The organism is Novosphingobium sp. ERN07 (assembly GCF_012641335.1).
Classification (GTDB): Bacteria; Pseudomonadota; Alphaproteobacteria; order Sphingomonadales; family Sphingomonadaceae; genus Novosphingobium.
In genome coordinates this window covers 274,178-297,703 of sequence record NZ_JABAID010000002.1, presented here as the reverse complement: position 1 = coordinate 297,703, position 23,526 = coordinate 274,178, and the positions used below count along the sequence as shown (strand labels likewise).

The 23,526-nt window shown below is 62.3% G+C and carries 18 protein-coding genes and 2 tRNA genes; 4 read left to right on the top strand and 16 right to left on the bottom strand.

Annotated features, from left to right (window positions below):
- Positions 1 to 111: 111 nt before the first annotated feature.
- The 13 genes from cobA to recJ all read right to left on the bottom strand — a co-directional run bounded on the left by cobA (position 112) and on the right by recJ (position 16,121).
- Positions 112 to 897, bottom strand: coding sequence for a uroporphyrinogen-III C-methyltransferase (gene cobA, locus HGI47_RS04505; RefSeq protein ID WP_168851588.1), 786 nt, complete (start codon positions 895 to 897; stop codon positions 112 to 114).
- A complete protein-coding gene (locus HGI47_RS04500; RefSeq protein WP_168851587.1) occupies positions 894 to 3,428 on the bottom strand; it encodes a molybdopterin-dependent oxidoreductase in 2,535 nt (844 codons plus the stop codon). Before HGI47_RS04500 ends, cobA begins: the two co-directional genes overlap by 4 nt.
- A complete protein-coding gene (gene nirD, locus HGI47_RS04495; protein ID WP_168851586.1) occupies positions 3,425 to 3,766 on the bottom strand; it encodes a nitrite reductase small subunit NirD in 342 nt (113 codons plus the stop codon). Before nirD ends, HGI47_RS04500 begins: the two co-directional genes overlap by 4 nt.
- On the bottom strand, positions 3,763 to 6,258 hold the full coding sequence (nirB, locus tag HGI47_RS04490; RefSeq protein ID WP_168851818.1) for a nitrite reductase large subunit NirB: 2,496 nt from the start codon (positions 6,256 to 6,258) through the stop codon (positions 3,763 to 3,765). Before nirB ends, nirD begins: the two co-directional genes overlap by 4 nt.
- A 233-nt stretch (positions 6,259 to 6,491) precedes the next feature.
- Positions 6,492 to 7,751, bottom strand: coding sequence for an alginate export family protein (locus HGI47_RS04485; protein WP_168851585.1), 1,260 nt, complete (start codon positions 7,749 to 7,751; stop codon positions 6,492 to 6,494).
- A 90-nt stretch (positions 7,752 to 7,841) separates the two neighbouring features.
- A complete protein-coding gene (locus HGI47_RS04480; RefSeq protein WP_168851584.1) occupies positions 7,842 to 9,521 on the bottom strand; it encodes an ABC transporter ATP-binding protein in 1,680 nt (559 codons plus the stop codon).
- 14 nt (positions 9,522 to 9,535) lie between these two features.
- Positions 9,536 to 10,546, bottom strand: a complete 1,011-nt coding sequence (locus HGI47_RS04475) for an ABC transporter permease (protein ID WP_168851583.1) — start codon at positions 10,544 to 10,546, stop codon at positions 9,536 to 9,538.
- Positions 10,547 to 10,562: 16 nt separating this feature from the next.
- A complete protein-coding gene (locus HGI47_RS04470) occupies positions 10,563 to 11,942 on the bottom strand; it encodes a CmpA/NrtA family ABC transporter substrate-binding protein (RefSeq protein WP_168851582.1) in 1,380 nt (459 codons plus the stop codon).
- 216 nt (positions 11,943 to 12,158) lie between these two features.
- Positions 12,159 to 13,364, bottom strand: coding sequence for an ABC transporter substrate-binding protein (locus HGI47_RS04465; RefSeq protein ID WP_168851816.1), 1,206 nt, complete (start codon positions 13,362 to 13,364; stop codon positions 12,159 to 12,161).
- 14 nt (positions 13,365 to 13,378) lie between these two features.
- Complete coding sequence (locus tag HGI47_RS04460; RefSeq protein ID WP_168851581.1) at positions 13,379 to 13,957, bottom strand: ANTAR domain-containing response regulator; 579 nt, start codon at positions 13,955 to 13,957, stop codon at positions 13,379 to 13,381.
- Between the two features lie 84 nt (positions 13,958 to 14,041).
- Positions 14,042 to 14,116, bottom strand: a tRNA-Glu gene (locus HGI47_RS04455).
- 71 nt (positions 14,117 to 14,187) lie between these two features.
- A tRNA-Glu gene (locus HGI47_RS04450) sits at positions 14,188 to 14,262 on the bottom strand.
- Positions 14,263 to 14,342: 80 nt separating this feature from the next.
- A complete protein-coding gene (gene recJ / locus HGI47_RS04445) occupies positions 14,343 to 16,121 on the bottom strand; it encodes a single-stranded-DNA-specific exonuclease RecJ (RefSeq protein ID WP_168851580.1) in 1,779 nt (592 codons plus the stop codon).
- Positions 16,122 to 16,253: 132 nt separating this feature from the next.
- On the opposite strand from recJ, the gene HGI47_RS04440 reads away from it, so the two are divergent.
- From HGI47_RS04440 to HGI47_RS04425, 4 genes are all read left to right on the top strand, one after another.
- Complete coding sequence (locus HGI47_RS04440; protein ID WP_206065992.1) at positions 16,254 to 17,492, top strand: hypothetical protein; 1,239 nt, start codon at positions 16,254 to 16,256, stop codon at positions 17,490 to 17,492.
- Positions 17,482 to 17,988: a flavodoxin family protein gene (locus HGI47_RS04435; protein ID WP_240949977.1), complete on the top strand. Its 507-nt coding sequence runs from the start codon at positions 17,482 to 17,484 to the stop codon at positions 17,986 to 17,988. Before HGI47_RS04440 ends, HGI47_RS04435 begins: the two co-directional genes overlap by 11 nt.
- A gap of 101 nt (positions 17,989 to 18,089) precedes the next feature.
- Positions 18,090 to 18,851 (top strand): hypothetical protein, encoded by a 762-nt coding sequence (locus HGI47_RS04430; protein ID WP_168851579.1) that lies wholly within the window; start codon positions 18,090 to 18,092, stop codon positions 18,849 to 18,851.
- A complete protein-coding gene (locus HGI47_RS04425; RefSeq protein ID WP_370521626.1) occupies positions 18,842 to 19,381 on the top strand; it encodes an AHH domain-containing protein in 540 nt (179 codons plus the stop codon). Before HGI47_RS04430 ends, HGI47_RS04425 begins: the two co-directional genes overlap by 10 nt.
- A 32-nt stretch (positions 19,382 to 19,413) precedes the next feature.
- Here HGI47_RS04425 and HGI47_RS04420 read toward each other — a convergent pair whose 3' ends face one another.
- The 3 genes from HGI47_RS04420 to leuA form a co-directional block, all read right to left on the bottom strand.
- Positions 19,414 to 20,409, bottom strand: a complete 996-nt coding sequence (locus HGI47_RS04420; RefSeq protein ID WP_168851578.1) for a nitronate monooxygenase family protein — start codon at positions 20,407 to 20,409, stop codon at positions 19,414 to 19,416.
- 77 nt (positions 20,410 to 20,486) lie between these two features.
- Positions 20,487 to 21,533 (bottom strand): amidohydrolase, encoded by a 1,047-nt coding sequence (locus HGI47_RS04415; RefSeq protein WP_168851577.1) that lies wholly within the window; start codon positions 21,531 to 21,533, stop codon positions 20,487 to 20,489.
- A 123-nt stretch (positions 21,534 to 21,656) separates the two neighbouring features.
- On the bottom strand, positions 21,657 to 23,327 hold the full coding sequence (gene leuA, locus HGI47_RS04410) for a 2-isopropylmalate synthase (protein WP_168851576.1): 1,671 nt from the start codon (positions 23,325 to 23,327) through the stop codon (positions 21,657 to 21,659).
- Positions 23,328 to 23,526 lie beyond the last annotated feature (199 nt).

Sequence of the window (23,526 nt, the reverse complement as noted above, 5' to 3'; positions counted from 1 at the left end):
GCCGCCTGCAAAAATTTTCCGCCCAAGCGATTATTTTTGCCTGTGGTATCCTGATTAGCGCCAAGTTGGCAGTTTCTGAGTGATTCGCAGGGACGCTTTTAGCGGTCTGCGTCAGCCGATCTGCCCCAATTCAGCCAAGGCAGACGCATCGTGAGGCGTGGTCGGACGGGCAGTTCCCATCGCCTTGCCGATGAGCAGCAGCGCAGGTCCGTCGCCCAACGCTGTCTGCGCCGCCAGCGGCAGCAGATCAAGGCGTGAATGGAACCGGCGCTCGCACGGCAAACTGGCAGATTCGACCAATGCTACGGGCGTATCCGGGGCTAGCCCTGCGGCAATCAGATTGCGCGATACCGCTCCTGCCGCGGCTTTGCCCATATAGATCGCGAGCGTGGCCTCTGGATCGGCTAGGGTCGCCCAATCGAGCGTCAGTTCCTCTCCGGCGCGCGCGTGGGCGGTCACGAATGTCAGCTTGCGGGCTAGCCCCCGCAGCGTCAGCGATTGCCCAAAGCTTGCCGCTGCCGCGCTAGCCGCCGTCACGCCGGGGCATATCCGCACCGGAACACCGGCGGCATGGCAGGCCTCAAGCTCTTCGGTCGCGCGGCCGAAGATCGCCGGATCGCCGCCTTTCAGCCGCACCACCCGCTCGCCCGCTAGCGCCGCTTCCACGATCAGCTTGTCGATCGTGCCCTGATCCTTCGAATGCCGCCCGGATCGCTTGCCCACATATACCAGTCGCGCGTCGGGTGCAGCAAGGTCGAGCACCTCCGGCCCCACCAGTGCATCATGGAACACCACGCTCGCCATGCCGATCAGCCTTTCGGCCTTGCGCGTAAGCAGTTCCGGGTCGCCGGGGCCTGCGCCGACCAGCCAGACCGTGCCATTCGGAAAGTCGCTCATTGCGCTGGCTCCACACATGCTTCGTTCCATTCGCGCAGCATCCGGGCGATGGCTGGGCGGCATGATCCGCAGTTGGTTCCGGCACCGCAGGCCTTGCCCACCTCTGCCACAGTTCCTGCGCCCTTTTCGGCAACGGCCATGATTTCCATCGCGCCAATACCGTGGCATACGCAAACCACTGGTCCTCTGTCGGGCGCAGGCGTGCTGGGCCGTGCAGCCAGCAGTTCGGGCAAAGCGGCTCCTGCTGTGCCAAGCTGGCCCGAAATCCATTCCCGCGCAGGCAACTGGCCTCTTCGCGTCACATAGAGCGCCGCCTTCAACGCCCCGTCATCACCCAGCACCGCCAGACGCCGCATCCCGCGCGCCATGTCCACTGCCTCGATCCGCTGGCCTGCAGGCAGCAGTGCATCGGCATCCACCGCGCCATCGCCCGCCAGTTCATAAAGCCAGCCACCCGCAATGGCCGAACGGCTCCACCACACCAGCCCTGGTGGCGCCACGTTATCCCGCTGCACCAGAAAAGCGCGCCAGTCGCTCGCCACCGGCTCGATGCGGCAGGCATTGTTCTTGAAACCGGGCTGGCCGGATACGGGATCGACCGACTGGTCGGGCAGCAGGTTGCCGCGCCCACCGCTCGCCATTGCATCGGTCCAGTGCATCGGCACAAACACCTGTCCAGCAGCTTGTGCGTCGGTCACGCTTGCCCGGAATATCGAAGCCCCGCTGGCCGAAATCACCCGCGCCAAGGCACCATCCAGCACGCCCGCCGCCGCCGCATCGTCAGGATGTACTTCCAGCAAAGGCTCCCGCCGGTGTTGCGCCAGCGTGGGCGAAAGGCCGGTGCGCGTCATCGTGTGCCACTGATCGCGATAGCGCCCGGTATTGAGCCGTAGCGGAAAGGCGGGATCGGCCAGGCGGGTCCGCGCCTCGACCGGCACGATCTTCATCGCACGCCCCGCCATCGGATGCCGCCCGCCCCACAGGAACGGCTGCATCGCATCATAGTCCGCGTCCGAAATCCCGGCCACGTCAGTCAGGTCCAACACCTTGTCATGCTTCACTGCCAAAGACGTCATGGCGGCATATTCGCGGAACACCGCTGCGGCATTTGCCCAATCGAACCCGGCAAAGCCCATGCGCTGCGCCACTTGCGCCACGATTGCCCAATCTGCGCGGCTATCGCCGGGGGCATCGAACAGAGCGCGCTGGCGGCTGACCCGGCGCTCCGAATTGGTGACCGTGCCGTCCTTTTCGCCCCACGCCAGCGCGGGCAGGCGAACGTGGGCGAACTTTGCCGTATCGGTATCGGCAATCACGTCCGAAACCACAACCGTCTCGCACCGCGCCAAAGCCTCACGCACAAAGCCCGCATCGGGCATGGAAACCGCCGGATTGGTTGCCATCACCCACAGGAACTTCACGCGGCCTTCATGCACGGCGCGGAACAGGTCGACCGCCTTCAGACCCGGCCCTGCGCACATGCGCGGAGCCTGCCAGAAGGCGGCCACATCGGCGCGCTCTTGATCCGAAAAGCCCAGATGGGACGCCAGCATATTGGCCAGCCCGCCCACTTCGCGCCCGCCCATCGCATTGGGCTGCCCGGTCATCGAAAACGGCCCCATGCCCGGCGCATTGATGCGGCCCGTGGCCAGATGCAGGTTGATGATCGCGTTGCCCTTGTCCGTCCCCGCGACAGACTGGTTCGCCCCCATCGAGAACACCGTCACCATGCGCGGATGCGCGGCGACGAGATCGGCCAGCGTGGCAAACGTCTCAACCGAAACGCCACCATTCTCCCCTCCCGCCTGCGGGAGGGGCCGGGGGAGGGCATGTTCACCCACCAACCCACGGCACCCCATCTCAGCCAACAGCGCATTGAACAGCGCCACATCGCCATCCGGCACCACCGGCACATGCAAATCCGCCTGTTCAGCCGTCTCGGTCCGGCGCGGGTCGATCACCACGATCTTCGTGCCGCGTGCCTCCCGCGCCGCTTCGATCCGCTGCCAGATCACCGGATGGCACCAGGCGGTGTTCGATCCCACCAGCAGGATCAGATCGGCATCATCAAGGTCTTCGTAGGTGACCGGCACCACGTCTTCCGCAAAGGCGCGGTTGTGCGCGGCCACCGCGCTCGCCATGCACAGGCGCGAATTGGTATCGATGTTGGCGCTGCCGACAAAGCCCTTCATCAGCTTGTTGGCGGCATAGTAATCCTCGGTCAGCAACTGGCCCGAGACATACAGCGCCACGCTGTCCGGCCCGTGGCGTTCGATGCAATCGCGCATCTTGTCCGCCACCATGTCCAGCGCCTCATCCCACCCGGCCTGCCGTTCCCCGATCATCGGATGGAGCAAGCGGCCATCAAGCGAAACCGTCTCACCCAGATGCGTGCCTTTGGAACACAGCCTGCCGAAGTTCGCTGGATGCTCTGCGTCACCCTTGATCGTGACCGAGCGTTCCCCCGTAACTTCGGCGCGGATGCCGCAGCCGACGCCGCAATAGGCGCAAGTGGTGCGGATCTGCTTCAAGCTGCCTGCTTCCCCACCACGGCAGAGCGCAGCAGATACATCCGCCCGGCATCCACCTTCATCGGGATAACCGGCACGCAACCTTCATCATCGCCCAGCGCCTCACCGGTTTTCAGCGAGATGTTCCAGTTGTGCAGGGGGCAGGTCACGACATTGCCGTGAACGATGCCCTGCGAAAGCGGACCCTGCTTGTGCGGGCATTTGTTCACCAGCGCATAGAATTCGTTCTTTTGCGTGCGGAACACCGCGATTTCCTCTGCACCCACCACTGGCAGAGTGCGGGCGGTGCCGGAGGTGATCTGGTCCACCGGACCGATATCGAGCCAATCGCCGATCATGCTGCAAACTCCGTGAACGAAAGGGGACGCACTTCGGCAAGGTGCTGGTGCAGGTCGGCATCCTTGCCGGCCACACGCTCGGCCCACGGATCGTCCTGCATGAACGTCTGCGAATAGCGGAACCGCGCGGCGAGGCGTTTGACGCTTTCGGCATCGTCGAACAGCCCGGCCTTCACATGGTCCAGACCCACCCGTTCGATCCACGGCGCGGTGCGTTCCAGATAGTGCGCCTGCTCGCGGTAAAGCTGGATGAAGGCGGCGCACACGTCCATCGCTTCGGCTTCGGTCGCCACCTTGCACAGCAGGTCGGTGGCGCGCACCTTGATCCCACCGTTGCCGCCGACGTGCAGTTCATAACCGCTGTCCACGCAGACCACGCCAAAGTCCTTGATGGTCGCTTCGGCACAGTTGCGCGGGCAACCGCTCACCGCGATCTTGAACTTGTGGGGCATCCACGAACCCCAAGTCATCCGCTCCAGCTTTACGCCAAGCCCGGTCGAATCTTGCGTGCCGAACCGGCACCATTCCGACCCCACACAGGTCTTCACCGTGCGCAGCGATTTGCCATAGGCGTGGCCCGAAACCATGCCTGCAGCGTTCAGATCGGCCCATACTGCGGGCAGGTCTTCCTTCTTGATGCCGAAGATGTCCAATCGTTGGCCACCGGTCACCTTGACCATCGGCGCGTTGTACTTCTCCACCACATCCGCAATGGCGCGCAGTTCCTTGGGGTTGGTAAGCCCGCCCCACATGCGTGGGACGACCGAATAGGTGCCGTCCTTCTGGATATTGGCGTGGAGACGCTCGTTCACGAAGCGGCTCTTCTGATCGTCCTCATACTCGCCCGGCCATGCGCAGAGCAGGTAGTAGTTGAGAGCGGGGCGGCACGAAGAACAGCCATCCGGCGTCGTCCAGTGCAGTTCCTGCATCACCTGCGGGATCGCCTTGAGGTTCTTTTCACCGATTAGGCGGCGCACATCGTCGTGGCTGAAGCTGGTGCACTTGCACATGGTCTTCGGCCCGGACTGGACCTCGCCACCCAGCGTCAGCGCCAGCAGGCTTTCGACAAGGCCGGTGCAGCTTCCGCAGGATGCCGAAGCCTTGCAGGTGCTGCGCACCGCATCAAGGCTACACGCGCCCGCGTTGATGGTTCCGATCACTTTGCCCTTGGAAACGCCGTTGCAGCCGCAGATTTCTGCGTCGTCCGAAAGGGCTGCAACGGCGGCATTAGGGTCCAGCAGGGCACCCCCGGAAGCGAAGGCCTGACCGAAAATCAGCGCTTCGCGGATATCCGAAACGTCTTCGCCCTTTTTCAGCAGGTCGAAGTACCAGTTCCCGTCTGCCGTATCGCCATAAAGCACTGCGCCGACCAGCTTGTTGTCCTTCACGACAACCCGCTTGTAGATGCCGCGCGCCGCATCGCGCATCACGATATCTTCGGCCCCGTCACCGCCCGAAAAGTCCCCGGCGGAAAACAGGTCGATCCCTGAAACCTTCAGCTTGGTTGAGGTGACCGAACCTTCGTAGCCCGAAGGGGCATCGCAGGCGGCATCGGCCAGCGAACGGCACATGTCCCACAGCGGCGCGACAAGGCCGTAGCAGGCTCCGCGATGCTGCACGCATTCGCCTACCGCCATGATCGCGGGGTCGCTTGTCACCATGTGGTCATCCACCACGATGCCGCGCTCCACGTCCAGCCCAGCCGATTTCGCCAGCGTCGTGCCAGGGCGGATGCCCACGGCCATAACCACGATGTCTGCGTCAAAGGTGCGCCCGTCCTTCAGGCGCACGGCGGAAACGTGGCCGTCCTTTCCGACGATCTCGGCCGTGTCACCGCCAGTCACGATGGTTTGGCCGCGCCGTTCAAGCTCGGTCTTGAGCAGGTATCCGGCGGCTTCGTCGAGCTGGCGTTCCATCAGCGTCGGCATAAGGTGAACGACGGTGACCTTCATACCACGGAGCGAGAGGCCATGCGCTGCCTCCAGCCCGAGCAGGCCACCGCCGATCACCACGGCCCGCCCGGGACCATCTGGCCCACCCTTTTCGGCTGCGGCCAGCATTTTATCCACGTCGTCCAGATCGCGGAACGTCACCACGCCCGCCAGATCCTTGCCCGGCACAGGAATGATGAACGGGTCAGAACCCGTTGCGATCAGCAGCCGGTCATAAGGCTCCACCCGGCCCGATTTGGCCACCACGGTCTGCGTCGCGCGGTCGATGCTGACAATGGGATCGCCCGAAACCAGCGTGATCGCATTGTCGGCGTACCAATCATCGCCGTTGATCACGATGTCTTCAAACGCCTTCTCGCCCGCCAGTACCGGCGAAAGCATGATGCGGTTATAGTTCACGCGCGGTTCCGCGCCGAAGATCGTCACATCGAAGCGGGCCGAATCACGGGCGAGGATTTCCTCCACCGCGCGGCACCCGGCCATACCGTTGCCGATCACCACCAGCCGTTCCTTCACAGGCGCGGTGCGGTCCTTTTCCATCAGGGTCGAAGGCGCGTTCACTTGAGGTTCCTTGGCCAGACGCGCAACACGAAAAAGCCGCCCGAACGCATCCCGATAGGGAGGTCTGGGCGGCGACATTGCCACGCGATGTTGATTGTTCAGGCTTTGCGCTGGATCGCCCGACCTTGGGCGGCACATCGGCCTTCGTTCACTTGGCTAACCGATTCGGGCGCTGCACTGCAAGTGTTATTTTGCAGTGCAGCACACTCAAATCAAAACGCCACCTCAGCCTGCAACCACAGAATCTCGCGATCCACGCCAAGCTTGTTGGCGTTGTAGTTGGCATATTTCACCAGCCAGCCGACCTTCTTGGTCTTGAAACCCAGGCTGGCGTCCAATTCGGTGCCGAACTTCACACCGCCCACATCGCTGCGGAATTCGTGATAGGTCACATTGGCGTTAAGGCCCTGAACGGCCTTCACTTTCGGGAAAACCTTGGCCAGCGTGACGTAATAGTCCTCAAGCCCATTTCCCGGCGTGGTAAGAAACAGGTCGGCCCAGCCGTTGAACTTGTGCAGCGTGGCCAGCGGTGTCTGGAACGATTTGCCCACGGCCTTGTCCGCGCCCAGCTTTTCGTAACCACCGGTCAGGGTAAAGCCCTGATAACCCAGCCCAAGTTCACCCAGCACATAGTCCGCGTCATAGGCTACCGGCGCGCTGCCGATGCCGGACTGGCGGGCGTAGCTGGCCAGAACGTTCAGCTTCACTGCCTTCGACAGCGGGAAGCTGCCCGAAACACGCGCGCCATAAGTTTGCGAAGAGTTGGCGAAGGCAAAAGCTTCATCATAATCAAGGATGTAGGAGAAGGCCTTGGCGGTCATCGGTCCGAGCTTTGCGCTCGCGCCAAGGAACACGAAGTCCCCGTCCATCGACCGGCGCGGCCCGGCTTCCGATCCGAAGATTGAATCCTGCTGGATTGCATAAGTGCCGTCGAAGCTGACCGGCCCGATAGTCGCCTCGGCGCGGACGGCATCGAACGTCTGTTCGTTCTGCCGCCAGCCGACGGACCCGACAAAGCGCTGATCATCAAGGTTAATCCGCTGGCGCCCCACGGTCAGCGCAAAGTTCTTCACCTTGTACATGATCTGCGCACGGTTGAGATCGATGCTTTCGCCATCGGCCACCACTGCAAATTGCGGGCGGCGCTGTGAGCTGCCCGGAAGTGCGAAGGGGAAGGCATTGTATTCGTTGTTCAATCCCAGCGTGCCTTCGGCCTCCACCAGCACCGAAAGGTGCGAAGGCGCGTGCTTCAATTCCAGTCCGGTGCGCAACCGCACGGTCAGCGCATCGGCGTCGACAGTCGGTTGATCGACGCCTTCGTAGCGAATGCGCGCGTCGATGATCGGATCGAGCGTCAGGCCATCGGCGACCGGAATCGGATCACCGAAAGCGGTTTTCCCGCCGGCGTGCGCCGGATGTGCGAATGCGATCGACGACGCGAGGAGCGTCGCCGCGAATGTGGTATTCTTCATAGTCCCTGAACCCCCATGATTGGGCCGATCAGGCATCCTCTCGTGCGCTTTAAGAGCGCTTAGGTGTTTCTAGGTGCATCTAGGTGCACTTCAGGCCGCGTGTGATTTCGGCCCGTGATCGTATTCGGCAAGGAAGTGCAAGACCTCCTGACGATAAGCGTAAAACATTGGATGCTTTAGCAATTCTTTGCGGTCACGCGGGCGCGGAAGGTCCACCTTCAGCACTTTGCCGATGGTTGCGTTCGGCCCATTGGTCATCATCACCACACGGTCGGCCAGAAGGATCGCTTCGTCGACATCGTGGGTCACCATGATGGCGGTCACTTTGGTGCGGTTCCACACTTCGACCAGCACGTCCTGCAGATCCCAGCGCGTCAGGCTGTCCAGCATGCCGAACGGTTCGTCGAGCAGCAGCAGACGCGGGGAAAGCGCAAAGGCGCGGGCGATGCCGACGCGCTGGCGCATCCCGTTGGACATTTCCGCCGCCATCTTGTCCTTCGCATCGGCAAGGCCCACGCGATCAAGGTAGTAGTCAATGATTTCCCGCCGTTCAGAACGGGTTGCGTGCGGATAGACACGCTCCACCCCCAGCGCCACGTTCTGCCGCGCGGTAAGCCACGGCATCAGGCTGGGCGATTGGAACACCACCGCCTTGTCCGGCCCCGCCACGTCGATCTCGCGGTTGTCGAGGATGATGCCGCCCTTGCTGATTTCGTTCAGGCCGGCAGCCATCGTCAGCACGGTGGACTTGCCGCAACCCGAATGCCCGATGAGCGAGATGAATTCTCCCTTGTCCATCAAGAGGTTGAAGTCCTCAACCACGGTCAACGGACCCTTGGGCGTCGGGTAGACCTTATGGAGCTTCCAGAACTCCATGTAGCGCCGCGTTGCGCCCTTCTTCGCCGCGTCCTGATAGGCCTTTGGCGGCAGGGCAAGGTCGAGCGGGGTGACATTGGGCAGATTGCCGAAGTCACTGCCAAGCGCCGCCTTTTCACCCGCCAGACCGCCAAGGTAATTGACGATTTCGGTGCGCAGCGACTGGAAGGCCGGACTGTCGTTCACGGCTTCCCGATCACGCGGGCGGGGCAGGGTGACGGGGAAAATCCTGCCGATCCGCGCTGCAGGAGCAGGGGTGAGCACGGCCACCCGGTCTGCCAGTAGCAGCGCTTCGTCCACGTCGTTGGTGACAAGGATGATCGTGCGCTTTTCCTCTTCACGGATGCGGTCGATCTCATCCTGCAACTTGGCGCGGGTGAGGGCGTCCAGCGCGGAAAGTGGTTCATCCAGAAGGAGAATTTCGGGTTCCATCGCCAGGGCACGGGCCACCGAAACGCGCTGGCGCATCCCACCAGAAAGCTGCGCGGGCTTGCGATCCATCGCATGGCCGAGGCCAACGAGTTCGACCTTCTGCCGCACCAGTGCCGCCCGATCCGCCTTGCTGCGATCCTTGTGGACAGCATCTACCGCCAGCGCCACGTTCTGTTCGACCGTCAGCCAGGGAAACAGCGAATAGGACTGGAAGACGAGGCCGCGATCCTTGTCTGGCCCATCAATCGCCTTGCCACGCAGCAGGATCTCGCCTGCATCGGGTTCGACAAGTCCGGCGATGGCCGAGATCAGCGTGGTCTTGCCTGCGCCCGAGAAACCGAGGATGGCGATGAATTCGCCTTCCTCAACATCCAGATCAATGCCGCCAAGAACTTCCGAAACGCCACCCGCCTTGCCGGTATAGCTTTTGCGAAGACCTTTGAGAGAGAGGATCGTGGCCATGTCGTTACCCTTTCTCAGACGGTGCGGTTTCGGCTGACGAAGCACTGCATCGCCATCATCACCCGGTCGAGGCCGAAGCCGATGAGGCCGATCACCACGACGGCAACCATGATGCGCGCCAGCGACTTTTCCGAACCGTTCTGGAATTCATCCCACACGAACTTGCCGAGGCCGGGGTTCTGGCTGAGCATTTCTGCGGCAATCAGCACCATCCAGCCGGTGCCCAGCGAAAGCCGCATACCGGTGAAGATATAGGGCAGCGATGAAGGCAGGACGAGGCGGGTAAGGCGGGCGAACCAGCCAAGCCGCAGCACGCGGCCCACGGCGATCAGATCCTTGTCGATGCTGGCGGTGCCGATGGCGGTGTTGATCAGCGTGGGCCAGAGCGAGCAGAGCATGACGACCACAGCCGAGATCACGAAGGCCTTGGGCAGCGTGGGATCATCGCTGACCATCGAGGCAGAGACGACCATCGTGACGATGGGCAACCATGCCAGCGGGCTGACCGGGCGCATAACCTGCACCAACGGGTTGATCGCCGCGTTCACCCGCTTCGACATGCCCGCCATAAGACCGAGCGGCACCGCGACCAGCGTGGCCAGAAGAAAGCCTGCGCCAACGGTTTCAAGGCTGGTGACGATCTGGTCGATAAACGTCGGCGGGCCGGTGAAGGCATAGCCCGCCGCTTCGGCGTCTGCCGCCGTCACCCGCGCCGCCAGATATTCATCGATCAGCCCTATGAACGCCGACCACACATCGCCCGGCCCCGGCAATGCGCCGAGCGATGTCTGCACCATCGGTGCCGCCAAGGCCCAGAGTGCCAGGAACCCGCCGATCCCCGCCAGTGGTGGCCAGAGCGCTTCGAACGCACTGCGTGCATCGGGCAGCTTCACGCCGAAGGGCAGCTTCGGGGCAGTTGTCACGGGCGCGTCTTCCTTCGTTACGGGGATGAGGGCGATCCCCTCATCCTGATCCGGGGACGTCGTAGCGAAGATTTCGTCCTTGCGAAGCGGAACGGCGTTCATCGGTCTGATCCTTGGTTTACTTGACGCCCGCTGGGGTCACCGTCTGACCCTGCTTCAGGCCGATGGTGAACTTGGCGAGATAGGCATTAGGCTGCTTGCCGTTGAAGGTCTGACCATCGATGAAGCCGGACTGTTCGGGCTTGAAGCCATCGGTCTGCGGCACGGCATCCTTCGGAATGACGCCCTGTTCCGCCAGTTCGCTGGCCGCGGCCATGTAAAGCTCTGGCTTGTAGACGGCCTTGGCGGTGTCGAAATACCATTGGTCGGTCTTGTCCGCCGGGATCTGACCCCAGCGGCGCATCTGTGTGAGGAACCACACGGCGTCCGAATAGAACGGATAGCCGGCGTTCTGCTTGAAGAACACGTTGAAGCCGGGAGCGGGGCGGGTGTCGCCGGGGCCGAAGGTGAACTGGCCCGTCATCGACGCAGCCAGCACATCGGCGTCTGCACCCACATAGTTCGATTGGCTGAGGATTTTTACGGCCTCGGCGCGGTTGGCACCGTTATCGGCATCAAGCCACTGCTGCGCCTTGATCAGCGCGCGGAGCAGGGCCTTGACCGTCTTCGGGTTCTTTTCGGCAAAGGCCGCGGTCAGGCCGAGCACCTTTTCGGGGTTTCCCGGGAAAATTTCAGCATCGGTGATGACCGGGACGCCGATCTTCTTTTTGACCGCAGCCTGATTCCACGGTTCACCCACCGAATAGCCGTCGATGGTGCCGGCTTCCATCGTGGAGGGCATCTGGGGCGGCGGGGTGACTGAAAGCTGCATCTGGGCAGAGGTGGTGCCAGCCACGTCACCCGGCAGATAGAAGCCGGGGTTGATGCCGCCAGCGGCCAGCCAATAGCGCAGTTCATAATTGTGCGGGCTGGTTGGGAAAACCATGCCCCACTTCAGCGGCATGTCTTTCAGCGCGGCGGCGGAAATCGGGTGGGTTACCTTGCCGTCCGGCCCCTTGGGCAGCTTCGGTTCGATCTGGCTCCACACCTTGTTCGACACTGTGATGGCATTGCCGTTAAGATCGAGGCTCAGCGGCGCTATAAGGGGAACCTTGCCACCAAATCCGGCAGCCGTGGCAATTGCCTGTCCTGCCAGCATGTGCGCGCCGTCAAGCTGACCGCTGCTGACGCCATCCACCAGAACTTTCCAGTTGGCCTGCGGTTCAAGTGTGACGGTCAGCCCCTCTTCGCGGAAGAACCCCTTTTCCTGCGCAATGGCTAGAGGGGCCATATCGGTCAGCTTGATGAAGCCGAGCTTTAAAGCGGGCTTTTCAATCCCATTGGCCGAAGCTGCGGGCTTTTCCGGGGCATTGCCGCTTTTGCCGCAGCTTGCCAGAGCGATCCCGGCGAGCAAGGCCGCAACCACGTTGCGCCGACCAAATGTGTTCCGTCCGTTCATTTCGACCACCCCTCGAAAGCGGCGTGGCAAACACAAAAAAGCCGCCCGAACGCATCCCGAAAGGGGAGGTCTGGGCGGCGACGTTGCCACGCGATGAAATTGCTGGTCCGAGCGGTGATATTCCCGACCATCCTTGGGCGGCACCGTTCGGCTTGGGATGAAAGCTATGTGATTCGTACCGCTTCCGGCAAGTGTTTTTTGCGCTGCAATAGAATTTTATGCCTGACGCTGCCCAGCGATGTAGGATTCCAGCAACAGTGGGTCAAACGCCTTCCCATCAAAGAAGCTGTTGTTTTCCAGCGTAATAATGCCCTGTTGCATCGATATTGACGTCGGCCCGGCAAGGCTGCCTTCCACCTTTGAACTAGCACCCGGCAGGGGGTCAGCAGTTCCCAATAGTGCGCTGCGGTAAACATCGGGGCGGAAAACGTGCGCCGCTTTTGCCGCATCCGCAGAATCGAAGGGCAAACCATCCCACCGGACCATCTGGCTGTAGAGCCATTCGGCCTGGCTCACCCACGGGAAGTTCGCCGCTTCGCGGTGCTGGAACATGAAATCGGGATAGTGCAACAGTTCGCCGCCGCGCCGCAGCAGCAGCCGGTCGGAAATGGCGCGGCGAATCAGCGTGGCATCGCCATCGAGATATTCGGCGCGGGCAAGAATTGCAGCGTTGGTTTCAAGATTGGCGGGATCGACGAAATGCGCGCCCGCCATACGCAGCGCGCGGACCAGCGCTTCCACTTCGTCGCGGCGATCCTCCAGCACCGGTTCGCGAAACGCGAGCACCTTTTCCACGCCGCGCCGCCAGATTTGCGCGGTGACCAGAACGATTTCGCCCGCACCGCGTTCCACGGCCACGCTGTTCCACGGTTCGCCCACGCAGATCGCGTCAACCTCGCCATACTCCAGCGCATCGGCGCAGAAGGGCGGGGCGACGGTCGTGATCTCGACATCCTCGTCCGGGCGAATGCCGCAGGCGGCCAGCCAATAGCGCAGCATGTAGTTGTGGCTGGAATAGCGGTGAACCACGCCGAAGCGCAACTTCTGTCCGGTCGCAACGATATGGGCTTTCAGCGCTGCACCAACCGTCGCAGGATCACCCAATCCGCCAGCGGGATTGGTCGTGCGCGCCAGATCGGGCCGCATCGTGATTGCATTGCCGTTCAGCCCCAGCACGAATGGGACCGACAGCGGTTGCGCCGGACGGCCACGCCCCAGCGTGGTGCCAATAGCCAGCGGGGCGACCATGTGCGCCGCGTCGCTATGCCCATAAAGCAGGCGGTCCAGCACGGTCGCCCAGCTCATGTCGCGGACAAGCCGCAGGGACAGGCCTTGGGCTTCGGCAAAGCCATGTTCGCGGGCAAGGATCGGCAGACAGGCATCGACCAGTGGCAGAAACCCGATGGTCAGTTCGCCCCGCACGGCTTCGGACGCCATCATTTCCCTCCCATCAACTGGTGCGCGGTAACGACCGCTTCGGCAATGTCGGCAATGCGCTTGCCCTGATTCATCGCGGTCTTGCGCAGTTCTGCATAGGCCTGCGGTTCGGTAAGGCACCGGCTGTCCATCAGGATGCGCTTGGCCTTGTCCACCACTTCGCGGTCGGCCAGCTTGCCTTTTGCTTCGGCCAGATCGTTCTGCAGGCGGGCAAAGGCATTGAAGCGGCGCACCGCGAGATCGAGAATCGGGCGGATGCGATGCGGGGCAAGTCCATCGACAACATAGGACGAAACCCCGGCATCGACCGAGGCGGCGATCGATTCCTCGTCGCTTTCATCCACGAACATGGCAATCGGGCGGCCCAGCACGCGACTGACGGCGAAGTATTCTTCCAACACGTCGCGCGAGGGGTTGCCGAGGTCCATCAGCACGATATCGGGCGCGATCTCGCCAATGCGGGCAACCAGGCCGCGCCGTTCGGTCACCACGAAAATCTCGCAGTCATCAAGCGCGGCCAGCCCTTCGCGGATCACAGCCGCGCGACTGGCGCTTTCATCGACGATGGCTATCCGCATGGGGCGATCCGCATGGCCCAGCCTAGTGCGCGGGAGGCGCGCAGGTTTCAAGCCGCCTTGTCACGTATTTTTCGGGTGGAAGGATGGTGACCCCTACGGGAATCGAACCCGTGTTTCAGCCGTGAAAGGGCCGCGTCCTAACCGCTAGACGAAGGGGCCTTGTGCCATGACCCTCGTTACAGGAGGGCAATTTCTGCACCGTTGCTTCGGTCCTTTCAGGAAGAAGCAAGTGGTGACCCCTACGGGAATCGAACCCGTGTTTCAGCCGTGAAAGGGCCGCGTCCTAACCGCTAGACGAAGGGGCCACTGGGCTTGCGCCGCTGGGCAGGTCCGCGCCTCTAAGGGGATCATTGCGGGGCGTCAAGCAGCGAATTGCAGAAAAGTTTCAATCGGCAAAAGCGGCATCCTCTACATGGAGTTCGGCGGCCGGACGGCTACCCCAATCATCGATTTTTGCACGCCCTGCCAGCCAGAACTGCCGCCCGCGTGAACCGTGCAGCAAGGCCTGGCCCATCTCGCTATGCGCCGCGCGAAAGGCGATGGCCTTGAACGAACGACCGTCCGCGCCCGCTGCAACCATGCGCACGTGATCGGCGCCCACCAGATCGCATTTGACCAGCCGCACCGGTCCCACGGCCACGCGCGGCCCCGGCCAGCCCACGCCAAAGGGGCCTGCTGCCTCCAGCGTCTCTACCAGCTCCGGTGTCAGGCCCCCGGGGCTGAGCGAGATATCTAGAAGCAGCGATTGCGTGGCGCGTGCGCCGCCCACTTCGCGCGCAAGCCGTTCATCCAGCCAGTCTGCCAGCGCGTCGACTCGGTCAGGCTCGATGGTCAGCCCGCAAGCCATCGCGTGACCGCCGCCTGCCACCAACAGACCGGCTTCACGTGCGGCGATAATTGCTGCGCCAAGGTCTACACCCGCGATGGAGCGGCCCGATCCCTTGCCGTTGCCCGCATCTTCTGCATCGAGTGCGATCACCAGCGCGGGCTTCCCGGTCTTTTCCTTGATGCGCCCCGCCACGATACCAATCACGCCGGGATGCCAGCCGCGCCCTGCCAGGACCATGACCGCGCGATTGTGCTGCGCGGCAATCTGCGCTTCGGCGGCTTCCTGCACTTCCTGTTCGATCGCGCGGCGCTCTTCGTTCAGGTGTGATAGCTGCGCCGCAATCTCGCGCGCTTCACCTGCGTCTTCGGTGGTGAGAAGTCTGACGCCAAGCGTCGCTTCACCCACGCGCCCACCCGCGTTGATGCGTGGTCCCAGTGCAAAGCCCAGATCGCTGCACGTTGGCGCGCGGTTCAGGCGGCTTGCGTCGATCAATGCGGAAAGGCCCACGTTCTCCCGCCGTGCCATGATTTTCAGACCCTGCGAAACCAGCGCGCGGTTCAGGCCGCGCAGCTGCGCAACGTCGGCCACAGTGCCCAGTGCTACCAGATCGAGCAGATTCATCAGATCGGGGGCCTTGCGCCCCACGCGCTCGAACCAGCCGCGCCCGCGCAATTCGCGCACAGTCGCAATGGCCAGCAGAAAGGCCACGCCCACCGCAGCAAGGTGCCCGTGCGACGCGGCCTCGTCACATTCGTCAAGCCGGTTGGGGTTCACCAGCGCAGTGGCCTGCGGCAGTTCAGACGAACATTTGTGGTGGTCTACCACGATAACGTCCACACCCTCGGCAGCGGCCATCGCCAGCGCCTCATGCGCCATCGCGCCGCAATCGACCGTCACGATCAGTTGCGACCCATCCCGTGCCAATCGCACCAGCGCTTCGCCCGATGGGCCATACCCTTCCAGAAGGCGGTCGGGGATGTAATGCCCTGCTGTCACCCCCATCGTTCGCAACAGCCGCACCAGAAGCGCGGCGCTGGTCGCGCCGTCCACGTCATAATCGCCATAGATCGTGATACGCTCGGCCTGCTCGATGGCATCGCTCAGGCGGATGGCGGCGCTGTCCATATCGCGGAAGATCGAAGGATCGGGCAGGAAATCGCGCAGGGTCGGGCGGCGGTGACGATCAAGATCGTCGCGCTCTACCCCGCGCGAAAGCAGGAGCTGCGTGACGATATCGTCGCCGGTCCCGTTCCCTTGGCCGAGATCCATGTTGCCGCCGCGCCAGCGCCAAGCCTGACCGGAAAAAGAGTGCGTTATCGCCGTTACGGGAATCATGGCGCTGCGCTATAGCATCGGACGAGGCTCGGAAAGGCTGTGCTCTTGCGCACGCGCAATGACAGCGAGCCACGGCATAGGGTTGCATCGGTCCGCGCCGCGCTTCGTGGCGCTTTCAGGAGGATCCACGCGATGCGCAGGTTTGCGATTCCGGTCATGGTGGGGGGCACTGCCCTTTGCACCATAGCGGCAACGGTTCTGGCCCAACAGGCGGCAGTGCCTGTGGCACGATACGAGATGCGGGCCGAAACGATGTCTGGCCTTGGCGGCATGGCGGGTGGCGGCGGCATGGGCGCGGCCATGTCGATGGCCTTTGGCGGTACGCCCAAGGCGCAGCACATGCTCTGGCTCGATCTCGGTTCGTCCCGTGCCGCTGCCGATGGCAAGCCCAAGGCCGAACATTTCATGCCAGCAGGCGCAAAGCTGGGAAAATCGGTGCTGCTGCGCACGCCGCAAGCCGCGAAGCGTGATCCCGGTGAAGCTGATTTTCAGCGTCCGAAGGGCCGGATGCTGATCTTCTGGGGTTGCGGTGAACACGCGCCCAAAGGGCAGCCCGTGGTCATCGATTTCAGCAAGCTGGCGGCGGGGCAGGTGCCTGCCGGCCTGTTTACCACCGCCGTGCCGATGGACCGCTGGGTTTCGCCATCATCCAGCAAGACATACGGCTATTGGCCCGGCGAAGACGGCAAATCGGCCAAGCCCGATTCATCGCTGATCGGTGCACACCGGGTGGCGGGCAACTATTCGCCGGACATGGCCTTTACGCTGGCCAAGGATTTCATGGCTCCGCTCAATGCCTCGAACGCTTTGCAGCCCAGCGGTTCCACGCTGCTCCGCTGGGGCGCGGTGGCCGATGCAACCGGCTATTACGCGATGATGATCGGCGGCAAGCAATCGGGCCAAGGCGGCGAAATGTCGGATGTCGTCTGGTGGTCGTCCAGCGCGAGCCGCCAGTTCGGCGGCGGTCTGGCCGACTGGTTGGCGCCTGCCACCGTGGCAAAGCTGGTCAATGACAAGACCGTGCTGTCTCCACAGACCACCACCTGCACTGTCCCGGCCGAGGTAAAGGCCGCCGCGCCCGATTTCATGTTCGGTACGCTGCATGCTTATGGGCCGGAGGAATCGTTCGCCTATCCACCGCGCCCTGCTGATCCCAAAGTGAAATGGGTGCCGGAATGGACGGCGCGCATCCGCCATCGCTCCACCACCGGCTTCCTTGTCGGGATGGAGGGTTTCGGTGCGTCTGCCGCAGCCGGGGCGCAACAGCCAGCACCTGCTTGCAAGCCCAAGAAAAAGGGGCTGGGTGGCTTGTTGGGCGGTGCCGTGGCCGGAGCGCTGGGCGTGCCGGGCGCGGGTGGGGATGGTTGCTGACATAGGAATGGGGGAGGGGCTTCTCATCATCTGGCACAGCCGCACCGGTGCGGCGCGCGCGATGGCGGATGCGGCGGGCGAAGGCGCATCGTCCGCTGCGCCGTGCACATTGTTACCTGCCGAGAACGTCACGCCTGCCGATCTGCTGGCGGCAGGCGGCTATGTTTTCTGCTGTCCCGAAAACCTTGGCAGCATGACCGGCGCGATGAAGGAGTTTTTCGACCGTTGCTATTATCCTGTGCTTGGGCTGATTGAAGGGCGACCCTATGCCACGATGATCGCCGCCGGTTCGGATGGAACCGGGGCAGAGCGGCAGATCGACCGGATCGTTACCGGATGGCGTCTGCGGCGCGTGGCGGAACCGCTGATCATTTGCACCAAGGCGCAGACGCCCAACGAAATCCTTGGCGCCAAGCGGCTCTCACCCGATCAATTGCAAAGATGTCACGATCTGGGACAGGCGTTTTCAACTGCGCTCAATCTGGGAGTTTTTTGACCTTTCGTGCCTATAAGGTCCATCGCGAAGCATACTGCGATAGCCAGACTCGAAGCCGGTCTTGCATGTGACAAATGGGAATGCTGTGAAAAGGGACGCTCGTGGACGCCAGTGACCGGTCTGACGCCAGTGACCGACCGATGAACTGTGCGCCCCTTGCTGCGATTCTGCTCGATCCGTCGGACCTGCCGGCCTTGTCTGATCTCGAAGCTGAATCGCTGCGCGGATCAGGCTTTTCGGTTTCGCACGCTCCCGATGATGCGGTCGAAGGCTGGGCAGAAGTCCTGCGCGATGGGCTGACGTTTGATATTAACGGCCTTGCCGGTGGTCCGGCGCAGACCGCGCCATCGGTCAACGCCGGGGTCGGCATCAGTCCTGCGGAACTGGATGGGCTGGCAAGCCTCTCACTGGCACCAGGGCCGCATCTGGCTGGCGCGCAGCGCCTGCTGCCGGTGATTCGCGTGGCAACGAATCTGCTGCTCGATCTGGCGCGAATCGGCCCGGCGAAGGCCATCGCATGGCTTCCAGCCAAACTTTTGATAAGGGTGGACCTCTTCGAAAGGGCAGTGTTGCCGTGGTTGGAGGGGGGGCCGTTTCCCGCACCGGCTTTCGTCGCGTTGCATGGCAATGCAGAAGTTGGTTTGCAGAGCACTGGTCTTAACTTCTTCATAGAACAAGAATTTTTGCTCCAATCTGCGGCGCCGGAAAATGCCGGACAGCTTCCCCGCGTGGCAATTCGGCTGATTGACTGGCTTGTGGCGCACGGACCTATAAGTAGTCCTACGGAGGCAGTTCTTGCCGGAACGGGAGCAGTCCTTCTTGAGGTGGACACTGGCGGTCGTATCCTTGCCCGGTGCGACTGAGCTTCGATCTTTCCAGGCATAAGCGGCGCAAGCTGCCCTTCGGGAGCGTCAATGTTCCCGGAAAGCCGGGCTATGCGCCGCAGCTGCAGCGTCATCATCTTGTGCCCCGGCAAATCTTGCACGTTGCCGCACTGACCCAATTCGTGTCGCAATTGGGGGTGGAGCGACTTGGCATCCACGATTTCCGCCGCAACGGCCAGTTGCTGCCGGGTTGTGAACAGGTGGCCCGGCGCATCGGACTGCCGCTCCATCGCGGCCCGCATCGCGCGTACAACGAACTGGTGATCGAACGCATCGGCCAGATCGAGGCTGACTGGTCGCGCGACCGGCGCAAGGGTGCCGAGGCCGACTATGTGGCGCTGATGCGGTTCGATCTTTTGCAGCGTGCGCTGCGCAGACGCTTCCTTGATCCGCGCACATGGTCGCGGGTGCCGTTAAACACCCGTGACCCGGCCCTGGATTTCAGCCATCTTGATGAAATGACTGATCTTTTCTGGTCTGAAACCAGCGGGGTGCAGCACGCGGCCTGAAGTGCACCTAAATGCACCTAATCGCACGCAACCTACCGTAGGAAGGGTGCAGAACTGCCCGAAAGCGCCGCTGCGGCATCCCGGTACTGCGCTTCCAGTCTATCGACCCTGACAGCGACCGGTTCGACCGCGCTGATCGCGCCGATCCCCTGACCAGACCCCCAGATATCCTTCCACGCCTTCGCTTCGGTGTTGCCGCCCGACCCGAAGTTCATCGCGCTGGGGTCGCTCACGGGCAGGTTGTCCGGGTCAAGCCCGGCGTTGACAATGGAGGAGCGCAGGTAGTTGCCGTGGACGCCTGTGAAGAGGTTGGAATAGACGATATCGTCGGCGCGGCTATCGACGATGGATTGCTTGTAGGCGGCGTTGGCGTTGGCTTCCTCGGTCGCGATCCATGCTGAACCGATATATGCGAAGTCGGCTCCAAGTGCTTGAGCTGCAAGGACAGATCGTCCGTGTGCAATCGCGCCAGACAGGGCAACGAGGCCGTTGAACCATTCGCGGATTTCCTGCATCAAGGCGAACGGCGATTGCGCCCCGGCGTGGCCGCCTGCGCCTGCAGCCACCGGAATCAGGCCGTCCGCGCCCTTTTCAATCGCCTTGCGGGCGAAGCGATCGTTAATCACATCGTGCAGCACGATTCCGCCCCAGCTATGGGCTGCATTGTAGACATCCTCGCGCGCGCCAAGCGAGGTGATCAGCATCGGCACCTGCCATTTGGCGCAAAGCGCCATGTCTTCGTCCAGGCGGTTGTTGGTCTTATGCACGATCTGGTTGACCGCAAAGGGCGCGGCGGGGCGGTCGGGGTTGGCGCGATTGTGTGCGGCCAATTCTTCCGTGATCTGGTGCAGCCATTCGTCCAACTGGCTGATCGGGCGGGCATTAAGCGACGGGAAAGAGCCGACAATCCCGGACTTGCACTGCGCGATCACCAGTTCCGGGCAGGAAATGATGAACAGCGGTGAAGCGATGACAGGCAGGCGCAGGTTGGCGAACAGCGGTGGCAATGAACGTGGGGCCTGAGACATCCGGTTCCGGTCCTCTTATCTGAATTTAATTGCTTGATTAAATCGCTATGCCAAGCCGCCGCGCTTGTCAAAGGGGTTCAGGAAAGCGAATGTTCGATGCCGTAGAACCGCGCTGCCGTTCCTGCGAAAAGTGCTTTCTTTTCAGAGTCTGACGCGCCGTGGGCCAAACGTTTGAAGGCGTTCCACAGCGTGTTGTAACTCGCGCCCCATTTGTCCACCGGGTAGTTGCTTTCAAACATGGCGCGGTCCGGGCCGAAGGCTTCGATGCAGGTTTCGATATAGGGCCGCCACATTGCCGCCAGCGTCTCGGACGAAAGGCCCGCCATCGGACCCTGTTCGGGAAGCCCGCAGAACGCCATCGCGAGGCCGCCGAGCTTGATGTTCACATTTGGGCATTGTGCGATGGCGCGGATGTTTTCGCGCCAGATATCAAAGCGTTCGTGCAACTTGCCATGATAGCTGCCGCTGCCAAGCGGGGTTCCGCAGTGATCCAGGCACATCGGCTGATCGGGAAACGCGCGGGCGAGATCGAGAACATCGGGCAGTTGTGGTTCGAGTACCCAGGCATCGAAGGTCAGGCCCATTTCGCCAAGGTGTTTGAAACCTTTGCGAAATTCGTCTGCGTGATAGACGCGGGCAGGGGTGTGGAAGGCCGGGCCGAGAAGGTCGGGATCGGCATCCCATGCGCCTTGATGGCGAATGCCGCGAAAGCGACCGTTGCCGGCCTGCGCCAAGACTTCCAGCACTGGTCTTGCCCCATCACCCAGCGTAAGGTCGGCGTGGCCGATGATGGCGGCGCAGGGGCGGAAATCGCCGTAGAGGCCGCTGGCACCCTGCGCGGCGACGCCATTCACATATTCGACTTCGCCCACTGGCTTCATCGCCTGATCGGCATCAGCGCGGTAGAATGCACCGCATTCCATAAAGACGGTGCCGATGATGTGGTGCCCGCCACGCGCATCGGCAAGCAGTTGATCGAACGTGTAATAGGCCGAATGGGTCAGCGCTTCGAGGAAGGGATGGCGCGGCTGCGGAAAGGCACCGATCAGCGGGCGTAGATCCCACAAATGGTGGTGCGGATCGATAATCGGCAGATCGGGTTCGAGAATCGCTTCTTCGGCCATGTCCTGTCCCTATTGCGCGCCTCTGGCGGGCGCTGCGGGACTATGGCGGATCGATTAATGACCGCAAGTGCGATTTAAGCGATCGGTTGAACGGGCGGTCCACGTGAACCGCCCGTAACCTGATCAGTTCACCGCATTGGCTGCGCTAAGCACGGCACGGACCGATGCCGTCGCAACGTCTTCATCGATGCCGACGCCCCAGATCGTGCGGCCATCGGCAGTCTTGCATTCGACATAGGCGGCAGCGCGGGCGTTGCTACCAGCGCCCATCGCGTGTTCTGAATAGTCGGTAATATCGATATCGACGCCGAAGCCGTCCTTGAGCGTGGCGACGACCGAGGAAATCAGGCCGTTGCCGCGACCGGAAACGGTCTGCACTTTGCCATCGACTTCGATCTTGCCCGCAAAGATGCGTGTGCCATCGGGGCCGCGCGTCTCTTCGTAATCGACCAGTTGCAGGTGCTGCGGCGCATCGAGGCGATAGGCCTTGCGGAAGACGCCCCAGATATCGCCCGCCTGCAGTTCGCGGCCCAGTTCGTCGGCCAGTTCCTGCACATGGCGGGAGAAGTGAGCCTGCATCTTCTTGGGCAGCTTGAGGCCCTGATCCTGTTCCAGCACCCACGCAAAGCCGCCTTTGCCCGACTGCGAATTGACGCGGATCACGGCTTCGTAGCTGCGGCCCAGATCGGCGGGATCAATGGGCAGGTAGGGGATCGCCCAGAGTTCGTCATTGCGCTGTTCCTGCGCGGCGAAGCCCTTCTTGATCGCGTCCTGATGGCTGCCCGAAAACGCCGTGAAGACCAACTCGCCACCATAGGGATGGCGCGGGTGGACGGGCAACTGGTTGCAGTATTCGACCGTCTGGATCACTTCATCAATGTCGGAGAAATCCAGTTCAGGATCAACGCCTTGTGTGTACAAGTTCAGGCCGACTGTGACGAGGCAGCAGTTGCCCGTGCGCTCACCGTTACCGAACAGGCAACCTTCAACGCGATCTGCGCCTGCCATCAGGCCGAGTTCGGCAGCAGCAACGCCAGTGCCACGATCGTTGTGGGTGTGCAGGCTGATCACCGCACGATCGCGATTGGGGAGGTTGCGGCAGAAATATTCGATCTGGTCCGCATAGATGTTCGGCGTTGCAGCCTCAATCGTGGCGGGCAGGTTTAGGATGATCGGCTTTTCAGTGGTGGGCTGGAGAACTTCCATCACCGCTTCGCAGCATTCGATGCTGAAATCGAGTTCGGCGGTGGAGAAGGTTTCCGGGCTATATTCAAAATGCCAGTCGGTCTGCGGGAAGCGCGCAGCCTGATCGCGTAGGAACTTTGCGCCAGCGACGGCGATATCGCGCACGTCCTTGCGGTCCATGCCGAACACGACCTGCCGCCAAAGCGGCGATACCGCGTTGTAGACGTGGACGATGGCCTGTTTGGCTCCGGCGAGGCTTTCGAACGAGGTCTTGATCAGATCTTCGCGCGACTGGGTGAGCACCTGCACGAACACGTCATCGGGAATACGCCCGGCGTCGACGAGTCCGCGAATGAAATCGTACTCGGTGGCACCAGCCGAGGGGAAGCCGACTTCAATTTCCTTGAGGCCAACCTTCAGCAGCAGATCGAAGAAGCGGCTTTTCTTGTCGGCGTCCATCGGATCGATCAGCGACTGGTTGCCATCGCGCATATCGGTGGAGAGCCAGCGCGGGGCCTTGGTGATCGTCTGGTTGGGCCACTGGCGGTTCGGCAGGTCGATCTGAGGGAACGGACGGTACTTTACCGAAGGGTTCTTGAGCATGGTCATGTGATTGCACTCGAAATATCTGGATTTTGCCGGTTCTGGTTCTTCATCCCCTGAGCGCCGTGCGCGCCGGGACGGACCGACACGTCAGCTCACGCCCAAGGGCGGATAAGTCGCAGGGTAAGGTCCAGTCGAGCGGTCATGCAGGAAGCCTATGGTGATTTGCAGCGCACTTGTCCAGAATGTTTGCAAACGAAATGGG

Excerpts from the sequence above, each read along its gene's own strand:
- cobA (WP_168851588.1), bottom strand. The coding sequence starts at position 897 with ATGAGCGACTTTCCGAATGGCACGGTCTGGCTGGTCGGCGCAGGCCCC.
- nirD (WP_168851586.1), bottom strand. The coding sequence starts at position 3,766 with ATGATCGGCGATTGGCTCGATATCGGTCCGGTGGACCAGATCACCTCC.
- nirB (WP_168851818.1), bottom strand. The coding sequence starts at position 6,258 with ATGGAAAAGGACCGCACCGCGCCTGTGAAGGAACGGCTGGTGGTGATC.
- HGI47_RS04485 (WP_168851585.1), bottom strand. The coding sequence starts at position 7,751 with ATGAAGAATACCACATTCGCGGCGACGCTCCTCGCGTCGTCGATCGCA.
- HGI47_RS04480 (WP_168851584.1), bottom strand. The coding sequence starts at position 9,521 with ATGGCCACGATCCTCTCTCTCAAAGGTCTTCGCAAAAGCTATACCGGC.
- HGI47_RS04475 (WP_168851583.1), bottom strand. The coding sequence starts at position 10,546 with ATGAACGCCGTTCCGCTTCGCAAGGACGAAATCTTCGCTACGACGTCC.
- HGI47_RS04470 (WP_168851582.1), bottom strand. The coding sequence starts at position 11,942 with ATGAACGGACGGAACACATTTGGTCGGCGCAACGTGGTTGCGGCCTTG.
- HGI47_RS04460 (WP_168851581.1), bottom strand. The coding sequence starts at position 13,957 with ATGCGGATAGCCATCGTCGATGAAAGCGCCAGTCGCGCGGCTGTGATC.
- recJ (WP_168851580.1), bottom strand. The coding sequence starts at position 16,121 with ATGATTCCCGTAACGGCGATAACGCACTCTTTTTCCGGTCAGGCTTGG.
- HGI47_RS04440 (WP_206065992.1), top strand. The coding sequence starts at position 16,254 with ATGCGCAGGTTTGCGATTCCGGTCATGGTGGGGGGCACTGCCCTTTGC.
- HGI47_RS04435 (WP_240949977.1), top strand. The coding sequence starts at position 17,482 with ATGGTTGCTGACATAGGAATGGGGGAGGGGCTTCTCATCATCTGGCAC.
- HGI47_RS04420 (WP_168851578.1), bottom strand. The coding sequence starts at position 20,409 with ATGTCTCAGGCCCCACGTTCATTGCCACCGCTGTTCGCCAACCTGCGC.
- HGI47_RS04415 (WP_168851577.1), bottom strand. The coding sequence starts at position 21,533 with ATGGCCGAAGAAGCGATTCTCGAACCCGATCTGCCGATTATCGATCCG.
- leuA (WP_168851576.1), bottom strand. The coding sequence starts at position 23,327 with ATGACCATGCTCAAGAACCCTTCGGTAAAGTACCGTCCGTTCCCTCAG.